Annotated in this window: 10 protein-coding genes; 2 read left to right on the forward strand and 8 right to left on the reverse strand. The window is 50.4% G+C overall.

Annotated elements, in window-relative coordinates:
- Positions 1 to 333: 333 nt before the first annotated feature.
- On the forward strand, positions 334 to 1725 hold the full coding sequence (locus tag Q0620_RS03360) for an OprD family outer membrane porin (protein ID WP_298783207.1): 1392 nt from the start codon (positions 334 to 336) through the stop codon (positions 1723 to 1725).
- A gap of 645 nt (positions 1726 to 2370) precedes the next feature.
- On the opposite strand, the gene Q0620_RS03365 is transcribed toward Q0620_RS03360, so the two are convergent.
- From Q0620_RS03365 to Q0620_RS03375, 3 genes are all read right to left on the reverse strand, one after another.
- Positions 2371 to 3042 carry a NapC/NirT family cytochrome c gene (locus Q0620_RS03365; protein ID WP_298783216.1) on the reverse strand — a complete coding sequence of 224 codons (672 nt, stop codon included), beginning with the start codon at positions 3040 to 3042 and terminating at the stop codon, positions 2371 to 2373.
- Entirely contained in the window at positions 3039 to 3470 is a 432-nt protein-coding gene (locus tag Q0620_RS03370; RefSeq protein ID WP_298783208.1) for a cytochrome c3 family protein, read from the reverse strand. The genes Q0620_RS03365 and Q0620_RS03370 overlap by 4 nt, the downstream gene beginning before the upstream one ends.
- Before the next feature lie 80 nt (positions 3471 to 3550).
- Positions 3551 to 5092, reverse strand: coding sequence for a flavocytochrome c (locus tag Q0620_RS03375; protein WP_298783209.1), 1542 nt, complete (start codon positions 5090 to 5092; stop codon positions 3551 to 3553).
- Between the two features lie 140 nt (positions 5093 to 5232).
- Between Q0620_RS03375 and Q0620_RS03380 the strand changes: the two genes are divergently transcribed.
- Positions 5233 to 6144: a LysR family transcriptional regulator gene (locus Q0620_RS03380; protein WP_298783210.1), complete on the forward strand. Its 912-nt coding sequence runs from the start codon at positions 5233 to 5235 to the stop codon at positions 6142 to 6144.
- Between the two features lie 320 nt (positions 6145 to 6464).
- Here the strand turns inward: Q0620_RS03380 and Q0620_RS03385 are convergent, their stop codons facing one another.
- From Q0620_RS03385 to Q0620_RS03405, 5 genes are all read right to left on the reverse strand, one after another.
- Positions 6465 to 8600 carry a hypothetical protein gene (locus Q0620_RS03385; protein WP_298783212.1) on the reverse strand — a complete coding sequence of 712 codons (2136 nt, stop codon included), beginning with the start codon at positions 8598 to 8600 and terminating at the stop codon, positions 6465 to 6467.
- Positions 8593 to 9120, reverse strand: coding sequence for an outer membrane lipoprotein carrier protein LolA (locus Q0620_RS03390; protein WP_297987281.1), 528 nt, complete (start codon positions 9118 to 9120; stop codon positions 8593 to 8595). The genes Q0620_RS03385 and Q0620_RS03390 overlap by 8 nt, the downstream gene beginning before the upstream one ends.
- Before the next feature lie 32 nt (positions 9121 to 9152).
- Positions 9153 to 9680, reverse strand: coding sequence for a thioesterase family protein (locus tag Q0620_RS03395; RefSeq protein ID WP_298783213.1), 528 nt, complete (start codon positions 9678 to 9680; stop codon positions 9153 to 9155).
- Positions 9667 to 11787: a glycosyltransferase family 2 protein gene (locus Q0620_RS03400; RefSeq protein WP_298783214.1), complete on the reverse strand. Its 2121-nt coding sequence runs from the start codon at positions 11785 to 11787 to the stop codon at positions 9667 to 9669. Before Q0620_RS03400 ends, Q0620_RS03395 begins: the two co-directional genes overlap by 14 nt.
- On the reverse strand, positions 11768 to 13748 hold a 1981-nt coding region (locus Q0620_RS03405; RefSeq protein ID WP_298783215.1), incomplete at its 5' end, for an AMP-binding protein. The genes Q0620_RS03400 and Q0620_RS03405, both read right to left, overlap by 20 nt.

Raw genomic sequence — 13748 nt, forward strand, 5'->3', positions numbered from 1 at the left:
TTACGAGCTTTTAAAATTTTAAAATTTAAAAGCGGCGAAATTTCTCCCTTTGATTTCGGTAAAATTCTATCCGGCGGCTCGGTTTTGGCGTTTTTGAAATTTTAAAATTTTGATCGCTTTTATCCGCGAGCCGAGGTTGGAGCGCGAGCCGGAAATATCCGTCAAATCATGAAATCATAAATCGGGCGATAAATTTCACTATTCATTAATTTAATCTTTACAAAGTTGCGTAATTCTATTTTAAATTTCCCCCTTTTTTATCGCAAACAGCGAGATTGTTTGATATAATTCATTTTATAAATATTTGTAAATCTTTATGAAAGGAGATTTCGAATGAAACTCATCAAACTAAGTTTAGCTGCGGCGTTTTGCGCATGTGCAGTGTCCTCGCTAAGCGCGGCGGATAGCGTAGCCGAAGCGATCACTAATGGTAAGCTTGGCGGAACGGTAAAGACAACTTACGCCAGTAAAACCGTAGATAATAGAGGCGAAGCTGCTACGGGCGATAACGACTACGAGGCATTCGGCGTGGGTCTTGAGCTCGGATACGTTACCGATCCTCTTTACGGCTTTAGAATAGGGCTTACCGGACAGGGCTGGTTGATGCCGTATCACGTAGGCTCAAGCAATAAGATCGCCTACGATAAGGAGTGGTATACTAAAGGTGCGGTATTATCGGAATTATACCTAGGATACGGCATAGGAAATACCGATATAAAGGCGGGTAGACAATATGTCGTTACTCCGCTCGTTGCTGGCAACTATACGAGGGCGTTTAAAGAAGCTTTCGAGGGCGTGGCGATATCTAATAAAGATATCCCCGATACTACCTTGTGGGGCGGATGGTTTTATAAATTCCAAGGCAGGAGCAAAACCGCCATGGGCGCTCCGGCTGGCGAAGGAAAGGCTCCTTTGTTTAAAGATAGGGTGATTCTGGGTAATATGACCGGTCCAGTCGCCGTAAAATTTGAAAATATCTTCTCCGCATACGTTCAAAATAAATCCTTGCCTTATACTACTTTAACCGGCGCTTACGCAGCGGTAACGGACGTAAAACCCGCTAACGCGTTAAAGGACGGCGACGTTAGCTTATATCTTGCCGAGGCAAATGTAAAAGTGCCCGTAGGCGAGATTTTAAAGCTGGGATTTGATCTTAATTACAAAGGCTCGCGCGTGGACGGAGGGCTGGAGCCAAGAAGGCTTGACGGCGATATGTTCGGCGCAAGAGTATCGGTTAGCGAGTTTTTCGGATTCGGCCTATCGTATGCCTATACGACCGTTAGCGATGATGATGCCGTTATTTTGGGTGTCGGCAACGGCCCTGGATCATACACCGCTCTGCCTATCAGAGGTCCGTTCATCTTCACAGGATATGCGGGTATGGATACGCACAAGATCGTGCTTGATTACAACTTCGGTGCCATCGGCTTGGACGGCTTCAAAACCGCGCTACACTACGTAAAAGGCGATCAAGACAGAGTAGGCGGCACGAATAATATCAATGCTAGCGGGGCTGCGGGCCAAAAGGTCGGCACCAGCATGGACGTAGAGGGCTGGGCGGTAACGGCAAACTACGCTCCTAAGGCCGTTAAGGGGCTAAGCTTGGGCGTAACCTACACTGCGCTTGAGAGAAGCGACCACTACGCTAGCGGCGTAAATAGGAAGTTTGACGAGAACGAGATATGGTTGCAAGCTGCGTATAAATTTGATCTAAGCGGCAACTAAAGCTTTAAAGAGTGGAGTATTTTCCGCTCTTTCTCATCCGTATCATCAAGCAAGCTCGCGCTTGCTAAATTGCTTCATCCAAATTTACACAGACTTTTCAAATTTAATGAAATAAGGACGAAATTTAGACGATAAATTTAAATGATAGATTCGGCAAAATTTCAGGGAGACGGAATTTTAAATTTGCCGATCCGATCCGCTAAATTTTAAAATTATAAAGCCTTACTATTAAATTTAACGCAGCTATGTAATCTAGTAAAATTTCAGCAACATTTCGTAGAATAAGCGCACTGTATATCTGACATCGGCAAACTGATGTTGTCTTTAGGTCCTTAATATAGCAGGCGTTGACTACGCCCTAGTATACGGCGCTAAGATATCAAAAAAAGCGATGATTTTTGCACGGCTTCTTTCGATGAAATTTTAAATTTGGATAAATTTTAAAGCTTGCCCGTAAAGCGTAAAAGAGATGAAAAAGGATAAAATTTTAGCTATCGGATCAAGCGGAATAAAAGCGAGATAAAATTTGACCCGTTAAATTTAACTCGCCGCGGATTAAATCGAAGCCCAAATTTGAGCTTTAAATTTAACCCGCGGCGGAGCATGAATTGAAGCGCGAATCGAAACGCTTACAATCTCAAAGCGTTATTTCTTCGCGTTAGAAGCGTCCATAAAGGCCTGCTCTTCGGCACTCGGTTTATACTCGTCACCGAAAAATCCCTTCTTAGCCTTGATCTTTTCCTCCATCATCTTCTTTTCGTAAATTTTATACGTCGGTCGCCAGTACTCTAGGTAGTTGCGAAGCCCAATGCCGTGCCCTGCGCTTACGTGGCAGCTCGCGCATTTGAGCTCGCGCTCGGTGCCTAGGAGCTTTTTGTAGTGCGCGTGCATGCGCTGCGCCTGCTCGGAGGTGATTTTGCTGTCGATCACGGTGGCGTGGCAGCTCGTGCAGCCGTTGTCAAACACATAGTGCTCGCGGTTTTCGCGCCTTTTATTCCAGTCGTATTTCTCAGGCTCGTCAAAGAAGTGCGAGTAGCCCTCCAACACGCCGTTTTTCGCCTTTTGATAGACGTATTTTACAATATTGTCGTGCGGCAGGTGACAATCGACGCATTTGGCTTTGACGCCCGTTTTGCCCTTGCCCGAGTGGACGTCGTCTTGATAGGCGATCACCATCGGATCCATCTCGTGGCATACGTCGCAGAATTTATCGGTGCTAGTTTTTTCAAGCGCGTAATGCACCGGCACGACGACGAAAAACCCTATAATGCCGCTTATTAAGATGATAAGCGCTAGTAATTTTTTAGAAATTCTCATGGTGTCACCCCCATCCATTGCGGCACTTCGTGCTCGTGGCATTCGGTACACATATTCGTAGATGCCTTGTGCTCGTTGTGGCACTCGTCGCAGTATAGCGTAGGACCGTCGTGGACGGAGTTGTGCGGATTAGCCTTAAGTGTATCCATAAATTTAAGCCTCAAAGCGAGCTGTTTTTTGTCGCCGTGGCAGCTGATACAGCCTTTGTCGCCGATGCTTTTAAATTTAGACGGATCGCTTCCTTGATTTACGTGGCAATCGACGCAGTCAAACGCCAAATGCTCGTGGTACGGCTTTAGTTTGTACTTTGCTCTAAGCTCATCTGAAACGACTATTGTCGTGGCGTTGGCGTCGTTAGCGGACGGCGCGCCGAACAAAGTCGCGATGATACAGCACAAAAACAATGCCGTAAAACTGAAATTCTTCATTTGCAACCTTTTATAAAACTGCCTTGCGGGCCCGCGAAAGCTAGCCTGTAAGGCTTAAGAGAGCCTACGCTCCGACTAAATTAGGCGATCTGCTCGCCAGCGATCATTCCGAAAACTATGCAGTCTGTGATCGCTACGGTACCTAAGCGGCTAGCGCCGTGAGTACCGCCGGTGATCTCGCCCGCAGCCCAAAGGCCTGGGATCGGTTTATTGGTTTTAGATGATAAGACCTCGGCTTTGGTGTTGATCTTTAGGCCGCCCATCGTGTGGTGAGGCTTCGGCGAGAGGCGGATGACGTAGAAAGGTCCCGCTTCGTTGATCTCGCTAAGCGCGCTTTCTTGCTTGCCAAACTCGTCTTTTTTGGCTTTAACGCCTTCGTTGTATTTTTTGACGCTCTCTTTTAAGGCATCCGCAGGCACGCCGTATTTGCTAGCGATCTCATCTAGGCTCGCGCATTCGCCCACTACCTTACCGCCTGCCATGCCTTTAGAAATAACCTCTTCGCTTAGGTCTTTAAACGCCATTTTGGTATCGGCGAAGGTTATCGGATAGGCTTTTGGATCCTCGCGTAAAATTTTAAACTCCGCATCTGCGCGAGTCTTGCGATCTGCAAGCTCGTTCATAAAGCGTTTTCCTGTGCGAACGTCCACGGCGATGCCGTATTTAAAGGTGCCTTGCTGAGTTAGGATCGGAGCGGTACCGAAGCCCTTCTCATCGGGGCTCGCCCACGGACCGAACTGGATCCAGTCTACTTGCACCGGATACGCGCCGATCTCAAAGGCTTTTAGCAGCACGCCCGCGGTAGCTCCCGCGTGATTTGTGCTATCAACGTCATCAGGAATGCGCGGATCTTGAAGCTTGCGGAAAATTTTATCGCGGCAAAATCCGCCCGCTGCGAGCACTACGCCTTTTTTGGCTTTGAGCGTCTTTTTAGTGCCGCTCGTGTTTTCAAGATCGTCGCTGTAGAGATTTGGATCAAATTTATACTCCTCGCGGATCACGACGCCCGCTACGCGATCTCCGTCCATTACGAAATCGTCAAATTTTGCGCGGCGGCGAAGCTCGCAGCCCTTATCTTTTAGCGCTTCAAATTTTTCAAGCATCGGCTGGATGTAGCCAGAGCCGCTATCATTCGTAGTTAGCATCGAGCGCGCGACGCTGTGTCCGCCGAAGTGCGCGCAGTGATCCATCTTAAATTGCACGCCGTTATCTACGAGGAATTTAAACGCGTCTAAACCGCGATCGGCTAGGGTGCTTAAAAGCTCGGGGTGGTTGATGCCAAGTCCTGCTTTTAGGCAGTCGTTCATAAATAGCTCTTTGCTGTCTTTGATGCCCGTTTTTTCCTGCACGGGGTTCATCGGTACGCTCATACCGCCGCCGTTGATGACAGAGTTTCCGCCGATACGGCCCATCTTTTCGAGAATCAAGACTTTGTTGCCTTTCTCGGCTGCTTTTAAGCCCGCCGCAAGCCCCGCAAAGCCGCTACCGATGATGATTACATCCCACTCCTCGTCAAATTTGACGTCCTTTGCGTCCACAGCACTTGCTTGCGCATTCACCGCGCTAAGTGCGAGTGCACCGGCTCCTACCATACCCATTTTCAGTATGTCGCGTCTCTGCATATTTGCCCCTTTACTTAGAGATTTTTTAATCTTAAAGATTAATGTCGTAATTTTATATTAAATCTTTATGTAAGTCAAATGTTATTTGGTATATAATTTAATAGCTAAAGGCTATAAAATTTCAACCGAAGGGGCAAAAAATGAGCCTGCGACATATGGAATTCGCGGTAAAAATTTCGGAGCTTAAAAGCTTTACAAAGGCGGCGAGCGAGCTTGGAATCGCGCAGCCGTCGCTTTCAAAGAGCATTATGCTTTTAGAAAAGGAGCTAGGGATCGAAATTTTTGATAGAAAAAACGGGCTTGAGCTTACCTATGCGGGCGAAATTTACATCGCCAGAGCGAAAAATATGCTTAGGCTCAATAAGGAGCTAAATAACGAAATACGCGGGCTTTCGTCTATCAAGACGGGCAAGCTCGTAATCGGCGCGACCTCGACCAGCTTTAAATTTATCGAAAAGATCATCGCGATGTTTTATAGCAGATTTTCCAAAGCCGACATCAGGGTCGTGCACGCTCACTCCGAGCCCGCACTCATCGAGATGCTAAAAAGCGGCGAGCTTGACATCGTCTATGCCGCGCATTTCGGCGAGCTTTCTGCGGAGGGGCTTGAGTGCGAGTTTATAAAAAAGCGCAGGCTGCTTCTAAGCGTCTGCTCCTCCCATCCCGCCGTTTCGCGAGCGAGTATAAATTCTACCGATAGATACCCCAAGATCGCGCTTAGCGAGTTTAAATCCGATAAATTTGCAATCAGCAGTAAAATTTTAAAAAGCGAATCGAACTTTAAAAAGATCTTTGAAAACGCCGGCTTTACGCCTCAAATTTTCTGTGACACCTCCTATCTGTACGTGGCTAACGCGATGGTCGCGGCGGGGCTTTGCGTGAGCTTTAGCTTCGCGCGGTACATTTTTGAGACGCAGAAGGACTACATCACGCTCTTTGACGTCGCGGATGAGCCGCTTTTGGACGTGTCGTTTTCGGTCGTGTATAAAAAACCCTCCAAGCTCGCAAAGGAATTTATAAAGATGATAAAAGCGGGCAAAAGCGGCGAGTAGGGCGCGGGTTTAAATTTAATAACGCGCCGCGAGGCGCTGCGACCAAAAGGCTTTTAAAATTTCATCTTGCAATCTTGCTCTTTAAATTTAAGCTCACAACCTGCTTGGTCGAAATTTCATCTCAAATTTTATCTTGCGCTCTAATCGGTTAAATTTTATCTTGCACATGCAGACTAAATTTTATCTCGCAGCAGGTTGGATTAAAATTTTCATTTGCCGCGGCTGCGTAAATTTACGGTACGCTCTTTTTATAAAATTTTATCTGCAAGCGGGACAAAGAGCGCCTATCCGGTGCTTTCGGCTCTTTGACTTTCGCTTGATTAGCTTTTCTTGCTCGCCGCTAAAACTTGCGCCAAGATCGCCGCTAGCGCGATATTTAGGCTGACGCAAAGCCCAAACAGTGCCACGGCCTTGGTGGAGCTGAAAGCGAGCGTAAAAAAAGAGATTATGCTGGTTAAAGACGCAAGCGTGATGCCGAAAATTTTATCGCTAAGCGCCATCTTATCGTTGTTTGCAAAGATCATATAGTCAATCCCCACGGCGCCAGAGAGGATCAGCGCAAAGATCGCAAAAATATTTACGCTCACGCCGAATGCGCTAAGCAGGGCGAGCACGGCTAAATTTGTCGCAAAAACGCAGATGACGATCAGCCACGCCGTCCGCGCGCCGAAAAACGCCCACAGCAGCGCGAGCGCAAGGGCGTATGCGGCGCATTTCAGATACAAGGCGTTGATTTTGATCTGCGAAAACGCCTCGCTTATGGCGCTTCGCATATTTAGATGCAGCGTGCCCATCTGCGCGGCAAGCTCGCTAATGGCCGTTTTATCGCGCACGCCGCGCAAAAAAGCTATATGCGGATCGATGCTCGGCATCGCGGCAAAAAGAACGGAGCTTCTAGCTTGCTCGTAGCTTAAAATGGGTGCATCCGCGATCTTGGCAAAGTTTGCATCCACGAGCTCGCGGCTGAGTCCAAGACGCAAAAATGCGCTTCTATCGTAGTTTGCAAAGGCTTGCTTGATAAAGCTCTGCGTAGCTGGATCCAAAATCGGCGCGCCCGTATATGAGTCTGCAAACCCGCGCGCCACGGCCTCTTTGGCTATCGCGCCTGCATCATTACCCACAATCAGATCGAAGCTGGAGCCTCCGATGCTTGCGAGCTTGGCGCTCATCGCGATAAGGTTTTTATCCAAGCTCGCGTATTCGCTGACGTCGTCCTTAAGCTCCATTTTAAAATACAAAAACGCAAGCAGCGCCGCGCAAATGATGACGAGCGCTTTAAAGCTTAAGCTTATCTTACAAAGCGCCTTTGCGTAGAGCTCAAGAGCTTTTGCAAAGAGCGGAGCGGGGCGAAATTCCGCCCCGGCAAGTAGTAGTGGCAGGGCGAAGTAGCTAAAGCAAAACGCCCCCGCAAGTGCGGCTATGGCAAAGATCGCGATCTCTTTGAGCAGAAAAAACGGGCTGAATAAAAATACGAAGTAGCCTCCGGCCGTGATGAAAAACCCTAGAAGCAGGATGTTTCGCATGCTTTTTATCGAGCGAGCTTCGATGCGGCGCGAGATGTTTGCGCCGAGCCAGTGCACCGCGTAATCCAGCATCAGCCCGATTAGGCTCGTCGAAACCACGGCGCTTAGGATGTGGATCGAGCCGCGGATCGCCATCGTAGCCGCTACGCCGCAGGCAAGCCCGAAAAGTGCGGGCAGCAGCAGGCAGAAGATCCGTGCGCGCGAAAATGCCGCCAGCAGCAGCGCCGCGCACAGGTTAAGCGATACGGCGCCCGCGACGGAGCTTTCGCGTACGCCCGCGCTTTTGCCCAATGCGCTAAAAAGGGCGGTGCCGGAGATTAAAATTTCGCTTTTTTGCGCCTCGCGCACAAGCGCGCTAAGCGCGTCGTCGTTTGCTTTTGGAGCGAGCCTTGCCGTAGCGAGGTAGTGCGGCGTGCCGTCAATGATCGCGATGAAGCGGTTTTGCGCAGGATCGAGCTTAATAGCGCCGCGAGTGCCGAGGCGCGAGTGAAGGCTGAGCGAGAAAAAGTCCTGAGAGAGGCTAAGCGGACGAAATTTTGAATAAAGCTCACGCGCGCTACGCTCAAAAAAGGCCTGAGGATCGCTTTTTAAAAGCTCCACGCTAGCATCATCGAGCATCGCGGGCGCAAAGCGCGCAAGCTCGCTCTGATACACGCTCGCGTCCTTTACTTCATAGATTATGCTCTCAAAAAGCCCGCTTTTTTGCATATCTGCAATGAACGCGTCAAAGCTCGCCCTCTCCGCGCTTGCGACGATGATTTGCCTCGCAATCTCGCGGTTGAAATCCTCGACGCTCTGTTTCTGCTCGCCCGAAATTTCAATACCGCTTAGCTCGTAAAAATCGGAATTTATGCGGTTTAAATTTAACGCTATATAGGCGCAAAGCGCGATGAATGCCGCGCCGAATGCCGTTAGGATCGCGCTCTTACTCATCTAAGCTCACGACGCCAGAAAATACGTTTTCGCTCACGTCGCCGTTAGCGCTGCTAATCCGCAGCACCCTGACGTAGGCGCCGCCCTCGATCACGATATTTTTAAAGATATTTTGCAGCATCCCTTTGGGGCTTAGCTCGGCGCGCCACGCATCTTTGCTGCCGCTTAGCGCGATCGAGAAATTTTTGCTAAGCCGCGCTACGTCCAGGCGCGAGATCGCCAAAAAGGTGTCCTTATCAAAAAGCGAATCGGCGCTTTTGACCCACGCCTCGCCGCTGCGCTCAAAAACGCCGTCCGCGCCGATTTTTAGCTCGCTTCGCACGGGCTCTAGCGTCGTCCAAAACAGCTCGCCACCCTTGATCCTAAACTCGCCGCTGCTTCGCACGGGCTCGGCAAAGCCCTCGATGCTGAGCGTTTCGCTAAATTTGCCGCCGATATTGTCGGTCTTAAGCGCCAGATCGCTTACTTCAAGCGCGCCCGCAAGCCCCAAAATCGCCAAAAATAAAGCTAAAATTTTCATCGTAGTCCTTTAAATTTTATGCTCGCTAAATTTCACTGCTCGTTATCGCTAGGCAAAATTTCATTTGCCGCGGCATTTTGAGAGCGCTCTTGCTTGGACGCGGATTTATCTGCTGCTGAAATTTTATCTACCATTGAAATTTTACTCGCGGGATTTTTCTTTGCTAAAATTTTATCCGCGCACGCCCTTAGCTGCGGCGGTATCTCATACAGCGTCCTTTTGGAATCAAGCTCCACCGCGGCTTGCGACGTAGTAGCTTTGGCTAATAGCGCGCCGGATAGGCTTTTGATGCGGTAGGAGAATTTTATTATTGTGTCGCACTCGAGCAGCTCGATGCTTACCGCAACCTCGTCGTCAAAAAGTATCGGAGCGATAAATTTAAACTCCATTTTGATAATGGGATATATAAATCCATCATCTCTCATCTGCATATATGTGTAGCCCGCGTCGCGCCAAAACTCGCATCTAGCGTCCTCGCAGAGCTTTACGTAGTTGCCGTGCCACATCACGCCCATCGGATCGGCGTCGTAAAATCTAGCGCGAAATTTATACTCTCTCATTCCTCTCTCCGCTATGAAATTTTTCGTCCTGCGAGGCGGATTTTGCGGCGGCTAAATTTGAATTATCTAAATTTAGCGCAGTATCCGAGTCCGCCGTACTTTTCAAATTCGGCGCGGCATTCGAACTTGCCGTGTCGTTTAAATCCGCTGCGCCATTTAAATTTGACGCAGCGTTTGAACCCGTCTCGCCGAAATTTTGCGCGCCGTCGCGCTCCGCATCGCTTGCGTCTTTCCCTTGCGCCCAAAAATCAAAGAAATTATACCACTGAGAAGGAAATTCTTTGGCATAAAGCTCCAGCTGCCGCACGTAGCTTTTAAGCGGCGCCGCGACCGATCGCGCCTTGTCGCGGCTCTTTAGCGGCGCAGGCAGCGGTTGTAGCCGCAGCTCGTGGCCGCTGCGCCCCTCGTAGCACCATAGGCTAAATAGCGGCGCGTCCAAAATTTTGGCGAGCAGATACCCGCCGATCGGGAAGTTCGCGCTGCGTCCTAAAAAATCCTCGCTTTGAAATTTATCCGAGCCCACCGGCATGCGATCGCCCATTATCGCGATGTGCTCGCCGTTTTGCAGCAGTTCTTTGATTTGCAGCATCTCGCCGATGCCTAGCTCGCCGACGTAAAGAATTTTCACGCCGCCGCCCATCTTTTCGATAAATTTCATAAAATTTTCGCTGTGTTTGCGAAAGATCAGCACGTTAATTTTTATCCCCGCCGTGCTTGCCGAAAGGGCGCGCGCGATCTCGGTGTTGCCAAAGTGCGAAGTGATTAAAATTTTGCCCGTTCCGTCGCTTAAAAGTTCCCTCATACCGTCTTGCACGCGAATTTGATCTAGCGCGATCTTGCCGTTCCAAACTGCGATTTTTTCGCATAGAGTGAGGGAAAATTTATAAAAATTCGCATAAATTTCGCGGGTCTTGGGCTCGCGATCAAGCGCGCGACGCAAAAATTCCTTGATCGCGCGTCGCTCGTTTTTAAGCAGCGCAAAATAGATCGCCGAGATAAAAAGCGCGGTAGCTCGCATACAAAAATCGGGCGTGTGAAGCGTGACGAAGCGGGCTAAATTTAAAAGCGCCGCGCCCGCCTTTTCGTTGTTTTCGCTCCAATGTTTAGCCATCGCGCCCGTCCTTTTTGCGGCGGCATGTTGCGACGAGGCTTTTACGAGCGAACTTTGCGCTGAATTTTCCGCCTGCGGGCTTTGCGCTGCGACTTTATCGCCGCATTTTTCGGTACCAGCTTTTTTGTTTGCGTCGCCGTCCATCTCTTTTTTCGCACCTTTGCAACTATCGCGCCGCGCGTCGCTGCAAAGGTTTTGCCCCGCTATCCCTTGCAAAATTTCGTCTGCACTCTGCTGCGAAGCATCCTGCAAGTCGCGCTTTTTAAATTTATCGCAGGCGCGCTTTAGCGCCCTTTTTGCAAGCCAAAGCGGAAGTCCGCAAAATAGCCTAGCGTGCATCAGCGAAATTCCGAAATTATCCCGAAACGACGCGAAGTGGCTCACTCCGCCCGCTTCGTAGCGCACCGCCAGATCGAGCCATTTTATCTCTAACCCAGCCCGCGCAGCCAGAATTAAAATTTCGGCATCAAAGCCCATCCTGCGGCTTTTGGTGTGGGGCAGAAGCGGCACGATCCCCTCTAGCGGGTAGATTCTGAAGCCGCACATCGCGTCTTTTATGCGGTGCGAGAGGGTATTTATCACGCACCAAAAATTCATTATCTTGCGTCCGTGCAGGCGGGATTTGGGCGCACTTTCGTCATACGCGGGCGCAGCGCAGATCAGCGCGGCGGGCTGTCGCGCCGCAAGCGCCAAAAACTCCTCGCATCTGCCTACGTCGTGCTGAAAATCGGCGTCTATCTGAAAGGCGTGCGTAAATCCAAGCTCCTTCGCCCACACCAGCCCGTCGCACACGGCAGCGCCTTTGCCGCCGTTTTGCGCGCGGGCGTAAATTTGAGCCGCAAGCCCCTTTAGCGCGCTTTTGCTCGCCTCGTCGCTGCCGTCGTCCACGATCAGCACGGGCGCGATGGGCGCCAGTGCATGCACGAGCTCGGCGATGCGCGCGGGGTGGTTGAAGTAGGGCAGTAAAAACGCGGGCTTAAAGGCAAATTCTTCCACTGGCGCAGACCTTGTCGTTTGAAATTTCAAAGCGGAGTTTGCCGCTTGCTTCGGTGATTTTGATTAAAATTTCATCGCCCGGGCGGATGAAATTTTTAAATTTTAAATTTTCTATCTTTTGCGTGCCGTCCAGCTCGTAGCCGAGGGCCTTTGCGCAGATCAATACGAAGCGAAGCTGCATAAACGCGGGCACTAGCGGAAATCGCGCAAAGTGTCCGTCGAAATAAAAATCGCTAGCGCGCACCTTCGCGCGAAACTCATTCTCCGCGCTTTGCTCGAAAACGGGCACCTCGTAGCGCTGCAGAGCGCTTAAAAAGTCCTTTTTGCTTAGCTTGCCCTGCTCATTAAAAGGCAGCTTGCTTGCGATTTTGAAGTAGCGCAAAATCGCGCCGAATTCGGGCTTCAAAAAGGCCTTCAGTTCGTCCGTAACGCCCTTTTTACCGCCTGCGCGAAACGCCTGCTCGCCGCGCTCGCTGAGCTTGATAAGAGCTACGGCGCGGTCGCGCTGTGGGTGCAGATCGATCCTACACTCGCCGATAAATTCGTGCGAGCGGAGTTTGGCTTCGAGCAGATCGAGGCTCACGCGGTTTTCGTTGATTTTGACGGTGCGATCGCCGCGCCCCAAAAGGGTGATCTCGTCTGCGCGCACATAGCCGAAATCGCGGCTTTCGAAGCGCTCGCACCAAGGCGAGCTGATCGTAAACTCGCCCGTTTGCGAAAATTTGTCGGCGGGCTGCTTTGCCCCAAATTTATCGCAAAGCCCCTCTGCCTGCGTAAATTTATCATCGTGTTTCGTCGCAGAGCTCGGTGTGGGGCTGTTTTCTGTATCGGTCGCTGTTTTATCGCTAACGTCTGCATTAAATTTAGACGCCTGCTCGCCCGAACGGCTTGTGTCTTGCCCGTCCGCATTTTGCTCGCCCGCACAGCGCGTTTTAGGCTCTGCCGCAGAATTTTCGCCGCAAGAGCTTGCCGTAAGATCGGTAGGATCGAAAGGCTTGTTCTCGCGTTTTGCCGCGCCGCTATCAATATCCGTGCGGACCTGCACGCTTACGGGAGCAAATTTCTTAAGTCCCGCGCCCTCGTTGCAAGCGATCACGCCAGTTTCGCTGGAGCCGTAAATATCGATGATGCGGGCATTGCTAAGCGCGCGCAACCCATCTCGGATCGCAGGACTTAGCGGCGCACCCGCGCTAAAAATGGTGCCCAAAGGCGCTATATTTGCGGCGTCTGCGTACTCGCACAGCGCGCCGAGCACCGTGGGCGAGCTGATTAGCACGGCGCCCGCAAGATCGGCTGCGAGGATGATTTCAGGGTAGTTTAGGCCGCCTTTTTGCGTGCGCGAGCCGCAAAGCAGCGGCACGAAGATGCTAAAGGTAAGCCCGAACATATTTTGGTGCGAGACGCCCGATAAAAATCGATCACTTGCGCGAAGACCGAATCTTTCTACTAAAAATTCCGCTTCCAAAACCATATCGCGCAGGCTTTTTTCGATGTTTTTCGCCTCGCCCGTGGAGCCTGAAGTTTTGATATAAAATTTTTGTTCCGCGCGCAGTAGATGCAAAGAGACAGCCTCTTGCTCGCACGGCGCGTGATTTTGCGGCGCGTTTTTAGATGAAATTTTAAGCGCGGATTTTCCCGTATCGTGCGGCGAAATGTTTTCTAAATCATTAGGGCTGAATTTGTCTAAATTTTGCGCTGCGGCGAGATTTGGAATTTTCACGTCGCCGCCTAGATGAAATTCGCCGCTAAATTTGGGCTCTCGCAGCAGCACCGGCGCAAAGCCCGCAATCAGCGCGCCGAAAAAAAACGCGATGAACTCCGCCGCGTCCTCGCCGTAAATTTCGATCATCGACGCGCGTTTTTGCTCTTGCGTCTGCGCCGATTGCAGGTCGCGCGCGGCATCTGCGCCGCCGCTAGAATTTTCCGCGTCATTGAAATTTACGATTCTGTTAGAATTTTCC

It is taken from the genome of uncultured Campylobacter sp., assembly GCF_938017615.1.
Classification (GTDB): domain Bacteria; phylum Campylobacterota; class Campylobacteria; order Campylobacterales; family Campylobacteraceae; genus Campylobacter_B.